General features: G+C 44.6%; 11 protein-coding genes and 1 tRNA gene. 6 read left to right on the top strand and 6 right to left on the bottom strand.

Annotated elements, in window-relative coordinates; translation table 11 throughout:
- The first annotated feature begins 2 nt into the window (after positions 1-2).
- From E7588_09570 to E7588_09560, 3 genes are read left to right on the top strand one after another with little or no spacing between them, the layout of a single operon-like run.
- Positions 3-1,724: a bifunctional homocysteine S-methyltransferase/methylenetetrahydrofolate reductase gene (locus tag E7588_09570; GenBank protein ID MBE6689499.1), complete on the top strand. Its 1,722-nt coding sequence runs from the start codon at positions 3-5 to the stop codon at positions 1,722-1,724.
- A gap of 16 nt (positions 1,725-1,740) precedes the next feature.
- Complete coding sequence (locus E7588_09565; protein ID MBE6689498.1) at positions 1,741-4,329, top strand: cadherin-like beta sandwich domain-containing protein; 2,589 nt, start codon at positions 1,741-1,743, stop codon at positions 4,327-4,329.
- Positions 4,330-4,364: 35 nt separating this feature from the next.
- On the top strand, positions 4,365-4,628 hold the full coding sequence (locus tag E7588_09560) for a hypothetical protein (protein ID MBE6689497.1): 264 nt from the start codon (positions 4,365-4,367) through the stop codon (positions 4,626-4,628).
- Positions 4,629-4,685: 57 nt separating this feature from the next.
- Here the strand turns inward: E7588_09560 and E7588_09555 are convergent, their stop codons facing one another.
- The 5 genes from E7588_09555 to E7588_09535 all read right to left on the bottom strand — a co-directional run bounded on the left by E7588_09555 (position 4,686) and on the right by E7588_09535 (position 10,291).
- Positions 4,686-5,057, bottom strand: a complete 372-nt coding sequence (locus tag E7588_09555; protein ID MBE6689496.1) for a hypothetical protein — start codon at positions 5,055-5,057, stop codon at positions 4,686-4,688.
- 18 nt (positions 5,058-5,075) lie between these two features.
- Positions 5,076-6,248 carry an aminopeptidase P family protein gene (locus E7588_09550; protein ID MBE6689495.1) on the bottom strand — a complete coding sequence of 391 codons (1,173 nt, stop codon included), beginning with the start codon at positions 6,246-6,248 and terminating at the stop codon, positions 5,076-5,078.
- An 89-nt stretch (positions 6,249-6,337) separates the two neighbouring features.
- A complete protein-coding gene (locus tag E7588_09545) occupies positions 6,338-7,354 on the bottom strand; it encodes a LacI family transcriptional regulator (GenBank protein MBE6689494.1) in 1,017 nt (338 codons plus the stop codon).
- 149 nt (positions 7,355-7,503) lie between these two features.
- Entirely contained in the window at positions 7,504-9,450 is a 1,947-nt protein-coding gene (locus tag E7588_09540; protein ID MBE6689493.1) for a DUF4838 domain-containing protein, read from the bottom strand.
- Positions 9,437-10,291 (bottom strand): helix-turn-helix domain-containing protein, encoded by an 855-nt coding sequence (locus E7588_09535; protein ID MBE6689492.1) that lies wholly within the window; start codon positions 10,289-10,291, stop codon positions 9,437-9,439. The genes E7588_09540 and E7588_09535 overlap by 14 nt, the downstream gene beginning before the upstream one ends.
- A 126-nt stretch (positions 10,292-10,417) precedes the next feature.
- Here E7588_09535 and E7588_09530 point away from each other — a divergent pair, with 126 nt between their 5' ends.
- Complete coding sequence (locus E7588_09530; protein MBE6689491.1) at positions 10,418-12,754, top strand: hypothetical protein; 2,337 nt, start codon at positions 10,418-10,420, stop codon at positions 12,752-12,754.
- A 65-nt stretch (positions 12,755-12,819) separates the two neighbouring features.
- On the opposite strand, the gene E7588_09525 is transcribed toward E7588_09530, so the two are convergent.
- Complete coding sequence (locus E7588_09525; GenBank protein ID MBE6689490.1) at positions 12,820-14,175, bottom strand: NADP-specific glutamate dehydrogenase; 1,356 nt, start codon at positions 14,173-14,175, stop codon at positions 12,820-12,822.
- A gap of 509 nt (positions 14,176-14,684) precedes the next feature.
- On the opposite strand from E7588_09525, the gene E7588_09520 reads away from it, so the two are divergent.
- Positions 14,685-14,758: transfer RNA gene (locus tag E7588_09520), tRNA-Arg, on the top strand.
- A gap of 778 nt (positions 14,759-15,536) precedes the next feature.
- Positions 15,537-15,929: a hypothetical protein gene (locus E7588_09515; GenBank protein ID MBE6689489.1), complete on the top strand. Its 393-nt coding sequence runs from the start codon at positions 15,537-15,539 to the stop codon at positions 15,927-15,929.
- The last annotated feature ends 220 nt before the right edge of the window (positions 15,930-16,149 follow it).

The following is a 16,149-nucleotide window of genomic DNA, read 5'->3' as shown; positions in this document are numbered from 1 at the left end:
GTATGGCAAATATCAGACCCATAGTGTTTGACGGCGCGTTCGGAACGTATTTTGCCGCCTTTAACCACGGAATACGTATTCCCGAATTTGCCAATCTGTATGATGCCGAAACCGTTCTCGAAATACACAGGGAATACATAGAAAGCGGTGCCGAGGCTATAAAAACAAACACCTTCGGTGCAAATATCAACCTTATCCCCGATCGTGAACAAATTGAGAAAATAATCAGAAGAGGTTTTGAAATTGCCTGTGAGGCGGCGAAAGATACACCTGTGCAGGTTTACTGCGATATCGGCCCCGTATACGGCAAAAACAGACGCGACGAATACGTAAATATTGCGGACACCTTCATACGTTGCGGCGGAACACATTTTCTGTTTGAAACCCAGCACGAGGCACAGCCCCTTAAAGAGGTAATTGAGTATATAAAGGAGCAGGTATCTCAGCCTGTTATAATAGTTTCCTTTGCGGTCACTCAGGACGGATTTACAAAGTCGGGCGGATATTATAAGAACCTTATCGAATGTGCCTGCGAATTGGGCGCGGACTTTGTGGGGCTTAACTGCATTTGCGGTCCTGCACACATGCTGTCTCTTATAAAACAGCTTGATACTTCTAAATATTCACTTATTGCAATGCCGAATGCGGGTTATCCCGTTAAAACCATAGGCACTTCCTACGGCAAGGAGCGCTCGGAGTACTTTGCCGCGAAGCTGTGCGAGCTTGCCGCCGCAGGCGTTAAGGCGGTGGGAGGCTGTTGCGGTACAACCCCAATTGATATAAAGGCATTTGCAAAGAGGATTTCCGCAATTGATGTGTACGGTATGTCTGCCCAAGCCGTGCCTGACGAAAAGGTTGCGGCACGTAATGTTCTGGGAAGCGACGGCACACTTATTGCTGTTGAACTGAGTCCGCCTATGAACACTGATGCATCTTTTATAATAGAAGCGGCGCGTAAGGCTAAGGAGGCAGGCGCGGACGTTATTACTGTTCCCGATTCTCCTATGGGCAGTGCACGTGCCGACAGTCTGCATATTGCCGCGATGATAGAGCGTCTTGCGGATATACCTACCGTTCCCCACATATGCTGTCGCGATAAAAACCGTATCGCCATAAAAGGCGGGCTTATTGCCGCAAATATTGAGGGAGTTCGTCATGTGCTTGCAATTACGGGCGACAAAATGACTGAAACCGAGCGTGCCGATTCCAAAAATGTATTCAATTTCAGCTCATATAAACTGATAAATTATATCAGTACTCTTAACAGTGAGGTGTTTTCGCAATCGCCTTATGGGATATACGGTGCGCTGAATATTAATGTAAATAATTTTGATAATGAATTGACCCGTGCAAAACGCAAGCTGCGCGAGGGTGCACAGGGCTTTTTCACACAGCCTGTTTTTTCCGACAAAAATATTGAGAACTATTTCAGAGCCAAAAAAGAGCTTGGTTGCAAGGTTTTCGCAGGCATTATGCCACCTGCGGGATATAAAAACGCACTGTTTCTGAATAACGAGGTACCCGGCATAGAAATCCCCGCCGAGCTTGTGGAAAGCTTAAAGGATAAGCCGTCCGATGAGGTCAGAAGGATTTGCGTATCCTATGCCTGCTCCATTATTGACCGCATTAAAAATGACTGTGACGGCTACTACATAATGACCCCTATGAAAAAAATTGATTATTCGCTGGATATTGTCAGATATATCCGTGATAATACGAAATAAATGAAAGGATGTCCGTATGAAATACCCGTTAAGTGAAAAAGAAGTATTCCATTACCGCTCAAAACCCTTTTATTTTATAACTACCTCTGACAAAAAAGACTTGACCTATGAGCAAATGTACAAATCCTTTTTTGACATGAAGCAAAAAGGCTTCGGAGGCATCGTGCTGTTCAATAAGCCCATAAACGGCTTTGATGAGGAAAACTATCTTTCCGAGGACTGGTTTGAGATGGTGGGCAATGCCGCAAAAGCCTGCAAAGATATAGGCTTTGAAATGTGGATAAACAGCGGCTTTGACTATCCGCCCGGAGATGTTGCGGGCCGCGTTCAGAAGCTTGCGCCACATCTTAAAGCCAAGCGCATAGTCATGGAAAACGGCAAGCCTTGTGTAAAGGATGTTGACTGGGGCTTCCCCGCTTTTGAAGAAGCACTTTCGGCAGAGCTTTTTATCAAGCTCGTTTATGAGGAATATAAAAAGCACGTGGGTCAGTACTTTGGCGACCCCATTAAAGGCTTTTTCTCCGACACAGATAACCGCCGTGTTCAGCCTCAGGTTCTGTTCAACCCGGACAGCATTCAGCGCAACCTTTTCCCCTGGTGTACCGATTTTGAACAAACCTTCAGGGAAAAATACGGTTATGACATTATGCCGTACATTCCTCAGATAATTGAGCGTAAGGACATAAAACAGGCAGTGGATTACTGGGAGCATGCGGGTATTACCGTGCAGAGATGGTTCAAGACCCAGCATGAATGGCTTAACGAAAACGGTCTTTTGTTTACCGGTCATACCAGCGACTCTTCTCCTTTTCTCTACAAGGACACTCCCCGTACTTCTCCTCTGACCGAAGGACGTTTCTCCGACCTCCAGCAGCATTTCGACTATCCGGGAACCGACCAGGAGCTTTATGCCATTGATGGCGGTAAGCATATGAAGACTGAGTTCTACTATACTCCCGATGTGGTGTGGGGACAGGCTCAGACTACCGAAAAAATGACCAATTTTGCACAGATAAGATACGACCTGCGCGCAAAGCAGGCGGAAGCCGCCGCGTTTATGCACGGCAAAAAGGGTGTTATGTGTGAAATGTTTGCTGCCTCCAATTTTGGTGCCGAGCCTCATACATTGTCTCACATTGCGGCATATCAGCTTATGCAGGGTGTGGATTTTATAGTTCTGCATCAGTACCAGCACCGCTTCCGTACATATACAAAGTTTTTTGCACCACCCAACTTTTCCCCTGCAACCATGCACGATTATTCCATAAAGCAGCTTAACGACAATATGGCATCTCTTGCCTGCCTGCTTGCTAAGGGCGAAAAGGTGTTCCCCATAGTGCTTATTGACCCCACCGAGGCAGTATGGCGCAATATTCTCCGTACTGAGGAGTATTTTGATGCCTTTGAACAGCTTAACCGTCTGCCTTACGGTTTTACAATCTGTGATACAAAAAATATTATTGAGAGCGATTACGGCTTCAAAGTGGCTGTTGTTGCAGGCTATGAGCTGAGCGAAGCAGAGCTTGAAGGTCTTAAAGCCAAAGGAATTACCGTATTAAGCGAAAAAGAGCTTTGTAAGCTTGAAAAGCTTATTGAATGTGATGTATGCTACAAAGGCGAGGGCACCCCTCACTTTACCCGCCGTATAATCGACGGCGAGGAGTTTACATTTATCGCCAATATCGAGCAAACCGAGCCTATAAACGGCGTTATAACGGCATACGGCAGAGAAAAGAAAATAAGACTTTACCCCGGAGATGTTCGTTATATCTCCGCAACCTATGACGATATCCCCGAAATATATGAGCCTGTCCGGACAATTAAGCTTGAGAGCGAGGCACAGGTCGAATTTGACCGAGCCAACTCGATAACTCTCGACAGCTTTACATGTGACGGAAAGCCTGCGGTCAAGACCGAGAACGATCCGCAGCTTGATTTCACCTTTACCGCAAAGGACGAGCTTGATGGTCTGACACTTGTAATTCCCACTGTCGTGAAAAAGCTGATAACCTGCGTAACACTGGATGGCATAACACTTTATCCCGTAATGGGCAGACGCTTCGACGAGAACTACCTGCTTTATGCGCTTCCTACTGTCACAAAGGGAGAACACACGCTGACTATCTTCAAGACCGCGCCCTTCACCTCCCATGACTATATGGCGCTTGAGGGCGATTTTGACGCTGATATTCAGAGTGAAGGAAAATCAAAGCGTGCGTGGAGTACATATAATCTCAAGCTTTTTGTGCCTGAAAAACAGACTGTTGCGATTTGTGCACGCCGTAAAACTCTCAGCATTGAAAAGGGCTGGGAAGTACAGGGACAGCCATTCTATTCCGGTGCCGTCACCTATAAGCTTACGGCAGATGTAAAGGAAAGCGGAAAGTATATGCTTTCATTCGGCGATGTACGCGACGTTGTGGATATAAAGGTAAACGGCAAGGCTTACGGACGCATAATACAGCCACCTTATATTTCTGAAATCAACCTTGAAAAGGGCGAAAATGAAATAGCACTGACTGTTTACAATTCCGATGCCAACAAGATGGAGGCCTACCTCGAACCCAGCGGTATAATGGGCGGATGCTTTATTGAAAAGCTTTAATTATACCGATAAATAAATGTAAAAGGAGAGTAAGAATGAAAAGAATTTTATTGCTTGTTATTGCGGCTGTTATGCTGTGTAGTGCCGCATTGCTTGCTTCCTGCACTCCCGCTTCGGATAACGAGGTGCAGAATGACCAAGCAGAACAGAATCAGAACATCGGGCAGGATGTACAGATCGAAAACGATGCTCAGCCTCAGCAGGATGAACAGCCCGCTCAGCCCGAGCAGGACGCACCTGCCGAAATACCCGAAGGCGAGGACAACGAAGTCTCCGCATCCGTTCTTTTCGGAAGTTAACAAAATAAAAATGCTGAACGCCAAAGCGTTCAGCATTTTTTGGTTTGCTTTTATATGTCAGATTGCGCAGTAGCCTGTCGAGTAGTAGCCGAGATTGTGACGTCTGTCAAGTCTTCCGTAGCATGCACAGACAGCAATATCGCTTTCCAGTTCAACGGAATACTGACCGTTGGGTATCTGATAGTTTTCTTCGCAGATGGGATTATCCATTCTTATGCAAATAACTCTTTCTGCGGGGACGGTCAGATGCAGACCCTTTACGGGAGCTTTGTCTTCAAAGTAAATGTTAACGATTATGTGAGCATCAACAGTGTTTTTGTTTGTTATCATCATAGCCTCATGACCGGGGAGAGTCATATCGTCTCCGTTGCCGGGCAGATCGCCGTCGATGAACATGTAGTGCTGATATCCTAAAACCTTTTCTGCCATTGTATTTTTCTCCTTTAATTAAAGATCCTTCATGAAGTAGTCGCACATTTTGGGCGAGAGAGGACGGCATCCGTTTTCGGTGATTACAAAGCCGGTTTCAATACGTCCGCCGTGCAGGTCGGGATGTCCGAAGAAGCTTACGTCAACCATTACGGTCATACCGGGAACGAGAACGAAGTCACCGTTGGGACCGAAGAAGGGAGATTCAGCCTCCATAAGACCGATGGAGTGTGCAAAGGGGCAAACGATATAGTCCTTGAGACCGTGCTTTTCATAGTACAGTCTGCCGGGAACGTCGATTTCGCGTCCTGTCATACCGGGCTTGAGCATATCTCTGGTGAGACGGAAGGTTTCACGCATGTGGTTGAGAAGATCCTTCTGCTTCTGGGTGTATACACCGTTTACGGGGATGGTGTCGCCGAATGTGCCTGCATAGCCGTTGAAACGGGGAGCGATACCTATCATAACCAGCTCGCCGTCTTCCATCTTCTTGTTGGTTGCAGTGGGAACAACTGCCTTTGCACGTTCGCCGGAACCAACTATGGTAGAGTAAGCAAAGCTTGTTGCACCGCCTACACGGCAAACATATTCGCCTGCGGCAGCAACTTCAAATTCGTATGCGCCGGGCTTGATGGCAGCCATCATTTTATCGTATGCAATGTCGCAAAGTGCGGTAGCCTGCTGAATCTGCTCAACTTCCCATTCGGACTTGTAAGCGCGCATTGTTTCGTATTCGTCGGTAATGTCTACCATTTCTATACCGTCAAAGCCTTCCGCAAAGTCGCAGTAAACCTGATGGGGGATGGTTGCGGTACCTACAAAGCCGATGCGCTTAAGCACGGTTCCTTCGCTCTTGAGCTCTTCGTTAAGCTGCTTGAAGTTGATAATGGTAGCGTTGGGATATTCCTCATCAGGTACCATGAATACGGGGAAGCAGCGAACCTTTGTAACAGCGGAGTTCATTTTTGCAAACGGCTCGGACTCGGGACCGCCAAGCAGTATGGGCTCGCCCTCAACGGGAACAAGTACGGAGCCTTTTTCAAACTGACCGCACCAGCCGGTGAGATACCAGCCATTAGCAACGTTCAGTTCATCAAAGTAGACGAGTGCCGCATCAAGATTCTTAGCCTTGAGAATCTCTCTGACAGCGGCAATTCTTTTTTCGGTTTCCTTAAGGTTGTAGTATGCCATAATGTGTCTCCTTTATATTGATTTTTATGGTTGCCGTGTTATGCAAACGTTTGCATAACTGTTTATAATATAAACGGTACTAAACCGCTTTATATTTTTTTTACTGTGTCGCCTTTTTCGATATAAGGCTGTAAAAATACTTTGTTTTGGTGGACACTTGTGCCTTCAATGCGTTTGAGAAGTAGCTCTCCGACCTGTTTGCCGATTTCGTTTTCGGGCTGGCGCACCGTGGTTATCATCCGGCGTCGGTCGTCGGTGAGGTTATGTATATCAAAGCCTACTACTGAAATATCCTCGGGCACATTAAGTCCTTTGTCACGTATGGCGCGGAGTGCACCGTAGGTCATTTTTTCCGATGTTACGTACACTGCGGAAAAAGGGGATTCTTGGCGGTGTTCTATAAGCTTAGCCATGGCTTGATAGCCGGATTCAAATTTGTAATCGCCGTATTCCACAAGGCTTGGGTCGTATTCAAGTCCGCCGTCTGTCAGCGCTTCGCGGTAACCTTCCAAACGCTGTATACCGGTGGTTTCCTGCTGTGAACCGATTATTGTTGCAATGCGTCTGTGACCGCTTTTTATGAGGTATTCCGTTGCTATACGTCCTGCGGCGCGGTTGTCAATGGTAATTGCGTCAGTACCGTCCGGTGACGGAATGTTGTCTATAAATACAACGGGAGTGCCGTTTGAAATAAACTGCTTTACCGTATCTCCGCTTATATCTACCGTTGCCAGAACAAGCGCATCAATACGTCGCTGGAACAGCATATCAAGATACTTTTTTTCGTTCTGGGCGTTTTCGTGAGTGTCGGCAAGTATTATCATATAGCCCGATTGCTCCACAACCGCTTCTATTTCCTTGACAATAGTGCCGAAAAATGTTTCGGATATATCGGGAAGAACCACGGCGATTGTGTGAGTGGAGGAATTCTGAAGCGAGCGTGCCACCTCGTTGGGGGAGTAAGCGTATTTTTCAGCTGCTTTAAGCACCTTTTTTCGGGTCTCATCGCTTATAACGCTTTTGCCGTTGAGTGCACGCGATACTGTGGAAACGGATATTCCCAATTCCTGTGCTATGTGCTTAAGTGTACTGCTGGCCTGCTTCATTTTTTCACCGCCTTTATGCAAACGTTTGCATTCACAAAGTCATTATAACAGAAAAAAACCGTTTTGTCAATAGGTGATATTTAATTAAAACAATAAAAATGCAGGGCAGATGCTTACATCAACCCTGCAAATACTTATTTACTGCTGTATTAGTTATGGAATGCGCTCATGTGACCGAATATTCTGCACATGGACATGGTGGCGAGAGCGTGGTCAAAATAACGCTCAATTTCGTATTCGTGCTTTCCGAATTCTTTCATAAAATCAAAGTATACCTTGTTTGCCTCGGCATCATTTCCTTCGCATTTGAGAATAAACGCCTCGGCGAGAGCCCTTATGTAATCCACGTATCTGATAAGCAGACGAACTGCGGCGGTTTGTGCACGTACAGGGGAGGTGAAGTGGTCTTTTATGAAGCTGTCAAATTCCTTTGCCGCATCAAATACCGTCTGAAGCTTTTCCTTCTGAGTCGGGTCGTAGAATACGCCGTTTGTGCTTGCCTCAAAGGCACCGCCCTCAAGATATTTGGGGTCAAGACCTTCGGATACTTTTTCAAATATTGCATATATTTCACGCCAATCTTCACCGTAGGCATGGCTGAAATAGTCCTCCTTCAGCTTTTCAAAGTCGCAGGAGTTGTCAAACAGTGTAGAGGCATAAACAAAGTAGCTGAAACCGTTGGGGAAATAGCTTCTCTGGGAGCCGTCCTCGATAATGCCGTCAAAGCCGTTCTTTTTGTAGCCTATAACGTCATTGTGAATAAGCTTTGCAAGCTTGATTCCCGACGGATCGTAATACTGATGGCGCCAGTAATGGTATTCATACACAAGCACCTTGAGACCGCCGCATTTTTCCTGCCACTGTCTGGCATAGGTGTTGTACTGCTCAACGGTGGTGGGCAGAAGATTGTCGTTAAGCTTAAATGGCCAGGTGGGAGTATCAACGGGTTCGTGCGGAACGTGAGCGGTGTAATCGCGGGAAATTGCGCCCAGAAGCAGAGTGAAACGGTCGGGATTTTTTATGGTCACGGTTTCACAGGGCCAGGTGGTGTCAAGATAACAGCAGAATACAATACGTGTGCTCAGGCCCTCTGCAGTAAGTGCGTCGTCTATTTCATTCATGAGCATAACGTACCAGTCGGAGGGAATCTTTTTGCGGCATTCTTCACATTCGCAGTGGTTGTTGTAGCCGTCGGCAAGCCATACATGCAGATAGTCAACATTGCGGTTGAGAGAAGCGTAAGCCACAACCTGCTTTACAACCTTTTCGCGCGCGGCGGCATTGGACATGCAGAAGTTTGTGTTAAGAGCAACGCCCTTGTATAGCTCTCTTTTGCCGTCTATCATGGCGAGAAAATCCTCGGATTCCTTGGGAACGGGGTTTTCGGTGTCCTTTACCCAACCGTCGGTGGAACGTATACCGAAGGATTCTGCAGTCCAGCCGTGACCCATATCGTGGAATTGAAGACCTCTTTTGGAAATTTCAGCCTCGCACTGACGCTTCCACTGCAGAACTGTTTCGTCCGAAAGGTGCTCGGCGGGACGGTTTTGTTCGTTGTAGGAATGGTCGTAGTACCAGTTGTAGTATACCTTGGGGTTATCAAACTCCAGCATGTATACGTTAAGACCTATTTTGGGCGAGAAATCAATGGTTTCCAGCATGCACTGCTGACTTTCCGCACCCTCGTTGCACTGACCGCGGTAACGGCAGTCAGCCATCTTGTGATATTTTACAGGCACAATATTCTGCATAGGGATGTATTCACCGTCGACACCCGGGAAAAGCCAACGGCATCCGTTTTCGTTAAGAAAGCGGTATACTGCCAATAATACACTTCGTGGGTTACTTCCTGCTATAATTCCGCCCTCGGCAGTGGTGTCAATGTGAATGATGTCGTCCAGCGTAAGGTCGTCAGCTTCGGATATATCCAGCCCGAAGTCCTCCAGAAGCCCCAGACGGAAGCCGTCGGTTGCGTCCGGAGAAAAGTATATTTCTATCTCTCCGCAGCGGGGCATCATCATGCGCAGGTATTTTTTAAGCTCCTCTGCGGCAAAGTCGATTACGTGATCGGATGCGATTTTGTTAATGGTGTACATAGGGTCCTCCGTTTTGTTTTGTATTTTTGCAGGAGCGCTTGAATTGCTCCGGGGTTAATCCTTTTTGTTTTTTAAAGGTGTGCAGAAAGCCCGACATGGAACCGAAGCCGGATGAAAAGCATGCCTGAGTAACACTCATCCCGCTTTCCATCAGCATGCAGGCACACTCGGTCTTTCGGGTGTTTATATAGTCCACATACGTTACTCCCGTCACCTTTTTGAAAAGATTTCCAAAATAAACCGTGGAAAGGCAGGCACGCTGAGCGCTTTGAGCGAGTGTGGGATTCTCACGGAAATGAGTATCAATATACATTATGGCTTCACGTATGGGAGAGTAAGGGGGATTTTCACTGCCGGAATTGTCCGAAATCAGCGAAAGTATGTATTCAATGAGATTGTATGCGTGACTTCCCGATACACTCTCTTTTTCCAGAAGCGATGCGGCGAGGTCTATTTTTTCAAAAACCTCATCTGAAATGTTGTGGCATATTCCGCTGCTTTTGAAAAAGTATTCCGGCGGCTTTTCGGGAAAAAGCATTTCATCCATGGATATATTCCATAATGTAATCGATTCACCGAGCGGTACCTCCACGCTGTGAAAATCCGCAGGGGTAAGAAGTGTGACACAGCCCCGTTCCAGCGTGTATTCCTTGCCGTTTATGTTTTGTACGGCATTCCCGCTTGTGATTATTTCGATTTCAAAATAATCGTGAGTGTGTAACGGAAAAGATTTCGTACTGCGGTGTTTTACAACAACATGACTGCTTTTTTCCACGTGATCGTCACGTGTGAGCCTTAGCTTTGTGTCCGTAAGCATCACCTCTTTTATACATTTTACCATCAAATAAAAATATTGTCAATACAGATTCTTTAAATATTGCGTACAAAAAGTGTAATTTAAAGTGCAATTTTTAGCAAGTAGATGTAAAATATAAACAAATAACAATACTTGAAAGGAGTTTTTAAAATGATTAAGTCTTTGATAACCAACTGGAAAATGGGTTTTATGCGTCATGACGATGTGGTAAAAACCAAATTTGATGCCAAAACGACTAAGGAAATACTTGATGGCTGTAAAGTCATAAATGCGCAGGTGCCGGGCAACTTTGAACTTGATTTTTCAAGAGAAGGACTTCTCCCCGAGGATCTGTATTTCGGCGAAAACATTCTTAAGGTGCAGGAGCTTGAAGATATGCACCTGTGGTATTTTTCGGAGTTCGAATATGAGGATAACGGCAAGGACGGCTTTTTGCTGTTTGAGGGCATTGATACCGCCGCGAATATTTATATCGACGGTGAATTTGTTGCATTCACCGAAAATATGCTCATTCCTTATGAATTCCCCCTCGAAAATCTTTCATACGGAAGGCACGAGGTGGTAGTGCATATAATTCCCACTAATGTTTACGTAAGAGGTATTCCCTGTGATTCCTTCACCAACAGCTCCATATGGCATGATAACGATTCCAATCTGGTAAGAAAGGCGCCCTACATGTTCGGATGGGATATTATGGCGCGTACCGTTACCGCAGGTTTGTGGAAGGAGGTAAGCGTTGTATATAAAAACAAGTCCCGTATTGAGGAGTATTACTACTCGCTTAACCATACCCGCGAGGGAGATTATATGGATATCCGTTTCAAAACACGTTTGCATACCGATGTGGGAAATATACGCAGATTCACATTGAAGTATGAGGGTGTATGCGGAGATTCTTCCTTTGAATACATAAAGCCGGCTAATGTAATCAATCAGACCTACGACCTGAGAGTTCTAAATCCCAAGCTGTGGTGGCCCGTAAATTACGGCGAGCCCAATCTGTATAAGTGCAAAATAACGCTGTATCTTGACGGTGAGGAATGTGACAGTGTTGAATTTATGGCAGGTCTGAGAAGTGTTGAACTGGTGCGTACCTCCTGCGCCGGTAAGGACGGTAAATTTGAGTTCATCATTAACGGTAAACGCATCTTCGTTATGGGCACAAACTGGGTTCCCACCGACTCCTTCCCGTCCCGCCATGCACAGTATAACCTCAGAGGTCTTGAGCTTGCCAAGGATATCGGCTGCAATATGATACGTTGCTGGGGCGGTAATGTGTACCCCGACCATGCGTTTTACGATTATTGCGATAAAAATGGTATTCTCATATGGCAGGACTTTTCCATGGCATGCGGAAGATATCCGCAGGATGAGCGCTTCTGCCGTCTGATGCGTCAGGAAGCGGAATATTTGGTAAAGGCACTGCATAACCACCCTTGCCTTGCACTTTGGTCGGGTGATAACGAATGTGATTCGATAGGCAATGCGCCCTACTTCAACGGCAAGCCCTTTAATATACCCAACCCCAACGATAATATAATCACACGCAATGTTATTTCCGAGGTAGTCAGACGTCTGGACGGATGCCGTCCGTATCTTCCCAGCTCACCTTATATAGATGAGGAAGCATTTAAAAACGGAAACCCATCCGAAAACCATCTGTGGGGTCCCAGAGACTATTTTAAGGGAGACTACTACTATAAAAAGTCGGTGTGCCATTTCGCTTCCGAAACGGGATATCACGGCTGTCCTTCTCCCGAATCACTGCGTAAATTTATCAGTGAGGAAAGTATAAATGACCGTGGCGACGGCAAAATATGCACCAACAGAGAATGGTTGACGCATGCTACATGTGTTGTGCCTGAGCCTACATACAGCTTTTCTTATCGCATACCCCTGATGACACGTCAGGTGGAAAGACTTTTTGGAGCTGCTCCCGAGGATATAGAAAAATATGCTCTTGAAAGCCAGATATCACAGGCGGAAGCCATGAAGTTCTTCATTGAACATTTCCGTATTGAAAAATGGTACCGTACAGGAATTATCTGGTGGAATATCATTGACGGCTGGGCACAGGTTTCCGATGCGATAGTGGACTGGTACGGTACGAAAAAGCTGGCGTATGGCTATATCAAGCGCTCTCAGAACCCCTTCTGCATGATGTGCGACGAGCCGGATGAAAACGGAAATATCAAGCTTTGCGCATCCAACGACACACGCGGGACGGTCAATGTTTCCTACAAGGTGACCAATGCACTTACCGATGAAGTGATTACAGAAGGCACTGCGCAGATTCCTTCCGATAAAACTGTGGCAGTAAACAGCTTCAGAGAAGAAAAGGTTTACTACCGAATTGAGTGGACGGGTGATATGCAGGGTATAAATCACTTTACGGGAAAAATCGGTGACGGTGTAACCTATGAAGAATACACTGATTTTATGAAGAAAATGGGCTATTATGAGGAGCTTGAGGGCTTCAAAAAATAAATAAGCATAAAAATATGCCCCTTGCCGTCGGCAAGGGGCATATTCTTTGTGATTTGGTGTGCTGATTAATATGCAATGCCCTGTGCGTACATTGCGTCTGCAACCTTGAGGAAGCCCGCAATATTTGCACCTGCAATAAGGTCGCCTTCCATGCCGTATTCCTTAGCAGCGGAAACGGATGCGGCGAAGATGTTCTTCATGATGCCTTTAAGCTTTTCGTCAACTTCTTCAGCGGTCCAGCTGTAACGCATGGAGCCCTGAGACATTTCAAGACCGGAAACTGCAACACCGCCGGCATTAACTGCCTTGGAGGGAGCAACAACAACGTTGTTAGCCTTGAGGTATGCAACAGCCTCGTTGGTGGTGGGCATGTTTGCAACTTCAACGTAGTATTTTACGCCGTTTGCAACGATTTCTTTAGCTTCTTCGATGCCAACCTCGTTCTGGGTAGCGCAGGGCATGATGATGTCAACCTTTTCGCCCCAGGGCTTTTTGCCTGCAAAGAAAGGAACACCGAACTTGTCTGCGTAGTCCTGAACTCTGTTACGGCAGGATGCGCGCATTTCAAGCATAAAGTTGATTTTTTCGTCGCCGCATACGCCGTCCTTGTCGTATATGTAGCCGTCGGGACCGGAAATAGTAACAACCTTACCGCCCAGCTCGTTGATTTTCTTAACGGTACCCCATGCAACGTTACCGAAGCCGGAAACTGCAAAGGTCTTACCCTTAATGTCATCGCCAAGATACTTGAGCATTTCAACGGTGTAGTAAACAGCGCCGAATCCGGTAGCCTCGGGACGGATAAGAGATCCGCCGTAGGACATACCCTTACCGGTAAGAACGCCGGTGAACTCATTGCGCAGACGCTTGTACTGACCGAAGAGATAACCGATTTCACGCGCACCGACACCTATGTCGCCTGCGGGAACGTCAGTATCTGCACCGATGTGCTTGCTGAGCTCTGTCATGAAGCTCTGGCAGAATGCCATAACCTCACGGTCGCTTTTTCCCTTGGGGTCAAAGTCAGAACCGCCCTTACCGCCGCCCATGGGCAGAGAGGTGAGGGAGTTCTTGAAGGTCTGCTCAAAACCGAGGAATTTTATGATGGATTCGTTAACACTGGGATGGAATCTCAGACCGCCCTTGTAAGGACCGATTGCAGAGTTGAACTGAACTCTGTAACCGCGGTTAACCTGAACCTTGCCGCTGTCATCAATCCAGGATACTCTGAAAGATATCGCTCTTTCAGGCTCAACCATTCTTTCCAGAATGCCGGCTTCCTGGTACTCAGGATGCTTGTCGATAACGGGCTGAATAGTTTCAAAAACCTCTTTTACGGTTTGCAGAAACTCGGGCTGATGAGAATTTCTTTTTTCGCAGTTGGCGTAAACCTCTGCTACATAGGAATTTGTGAAAGACATATAGACCTCCGAATAAATTAAAAAATAACGTTTTGTATTATATACTATTTTTTAAAGAATTGCAATAGCTTTGTATGAAAATTTCAAATTATTTTTGATTTTTATGCAAAAATGACACGATTTGCAAGAAATTATGCGATTTTGCAAGTTTTTGCGTGTAAAAAAACCATGAATATCACAAAAAGGAAATTTCTGCCATAATGCAGTTCTTTAAATCACAAAGATTTAAACAAAATAAGGAGCCGAAAAATCGGCTCCCGTTAAATAGTTTGATTTAGAATATACCTACGAGAAGGATCACTGCAAGAATGATGAGAATCCAAACCCAGATATTATTGTTGCCGCAGCAGGTATTTGTGCAATCCATATATCTTTCCTCCTTCCTGGTATTATAATATGTCGGGGCGAAAAAAATGTTACTGTACCCCTTTACAAAAATATAAAATTATGGTATACTATGTGTCACACTGCAATATACTTGTTATGGTGCCGTGCACCAAAATACATTTCCGTCCTTAGCTCAGCTGGATAGAGTATCAGATTCCGATTCTGAGGGTCGCAGGTTCGACTCCTGTAGGACGGGTAGAAAAAATGACGACTTGCCAAAGCAAGTCGTCATTTTTTGATATAAATATGTTTTTAATCATTGTTGATGCTTCTTATATATTCCGGCGGTGTCATTTCTGTTTTTTCGAATATTGTTAATAAGAACATGACAGGAGTTTTTTACTGATACAGTACGAACTTGCTTGATTTCGTACCAAAAGAATTTTTTGTATCTTTAATACTTGATTTATCTTTTGGTATGTGCTAAAATTAATTCATTGAAGATGAATTCAGCGATATAAATTCCTGACGGAATTTGCGATATACCTTGCATTGCGATATATTACTTCGTAATGCGATATGTCCCTTCGGGACGAGAACAAAGCGAGTATATTGCCAACTTTCATCCATAACTTGACAAAATCATATAAAGACTGTCGAAATTTGGCGAAAGGAAGTTTTAAAATGATTACTTTATCTCTTTTAGGCATTATTGTTATTGCCATTGTTGCTATTTTGACTATCATTGATAACAGAAAGAAAAACAGAATAGAAAGAGTGTCGCAACATAGACGGTAATTATGTTGGTGAATTTGATTGTAGCGGTTCACATTTTTCGATTGGTTTATATACAGCACCAAAAACAACACACATTTTCTTTATGGATGATGAAAGTCTATTTAATCAGGTAATTGAAACTATAAAAGAATATGGATACGAGTTTATTGATATCGAAAAAATACAATGATTTTTCGTTCCTAGCTCGACACGAACTATATGGATATGTCGAAAGATGTCGAAAGGAGAAACTGCATATGGAAGAAGCAATAATTGAATTATTATTGAACGAATGCAAATCAATTATAGATGAACATAACGACATTGAAGATTTTCCACAGAGTCATATTGCAAAGTATTGTTCCTCTAAGAAATTTGATTTAGCAAAATGTATTGGAAAAGATAGTTTGAAAACTTGGAAGTATGAAAAGTATGCTTTTAGTGAAGTTGAAAATTTTAAAATCGCAAATACATCAACAGATAACACTTTTTTTGAAAATGGACAGATGTTCTTTGGTATGGACTTGAGTGATATGACTGCATATTTGTTTTATGGATTTGGCAAACGGTGGGGTTCGGCATTAAGATATAAAATTTCAGTTGGTGAGCGTATAGAATTATCTAACAGAGAGTTAATGGGAATGTTTTGATAAGTTGCATCTAAACCTTATATGTCGCAATTATAATAAAACATTGGCATCTAAATTACACAGTATTAAAAAATACTTAGAGGAATTTAATGTAAAGACTAACTATTAAAAGTCAATAGGTAAAATTAAAAAAGTTGAAAAAAATTTATCTATTAAAAATAGGCATGACAAAACAGACATCCAAAGGATGCCTTGAAAAAGATTTTATGTTATTTATACG

It is taken from the genome of Oscillospiraceae bacterium (assembly GCA_015065085.1).
GTDB lineage: Bacteria > Bacillota > Clostridia > Oscillospirales > SIG627 > SIG627.
Note: the sequence above shows the minus strand (reverse complement) of the source record. Positions and strands in the feature narration are given on the sequence as shown.

Coding starts and splice junctions, on each gene's coding strand:
- E7588_09545 (MBE6689494.1), bottom strand. CDS start 7,354: ATGAAGCAGGCCAGCAGTACACTTAAGCACATAGCACAGGAATTGGGA.
- E7588_09540 (MBE6689493.1), bottom strand. CDS start 9,450: ATGTACACCATTAACAAAATCGCATCCGATCACGTAATCGACTTTGCC.
- E7588_09535 (MBE6689492.1), bottom strand. CDS start 10,291: ATGGTAAAATGTATAAAAGAGGTGATGCTTACGGACACAAAGCTAAGG.
- E7588_09560 (MBE6689497.1), top strand. CDS start 4,365: ATGAAAAGAATTTTATTGCTTGTTATTGCGGCTGTTATGCTGTGTAGT.
- E7588_09555 (MBE6689496.1), bottom strand. CDS start 5,057: ATGGCAGAAAAGGTTTTAGGATATCAGCACTACATGTTCATCGACGGC.
- E7588_09530 (MBE6689491.1), top strand. CDS start 10,418: ATGATTAAGTCTTTGATAACCAACTGGAAAATGGGTTTTATGCGTCAT.
- E7588_09550 (MBE6689495.1), bottom strand. CDS start 6,248: ATGGCATACTACAACCTTAAGGAAACCGAAAAAAGAATTGCCGCTGTC.
- E7588_09525 (MBE6689490.1), bottom strand. CDS start 14,175: ATGTCTTTCACAAATTCCTATGTAGCAGAGGTTTACGCCAACTGCGAA.
- E7588_09570 (MBE6689499.1), top strand. CDS start 3: ATGGCAAATATCAGACCCATAGTGTTTGACGGCGCGTTCGGAACGTAT.
- E7588_09565 (MBE6689498.1), top strand. CDS start 1,741: ATGAAATACCCGTTAAGTGAAAAAGAAGTATTCCATTACCGCTCAAAA.
- E7588_09515 (MBE6689489.1), top strand. CDS start 15,537: ATGGAAGAAGCAATAATTGAATTATTATTGAACGAATGCAAATCAATT.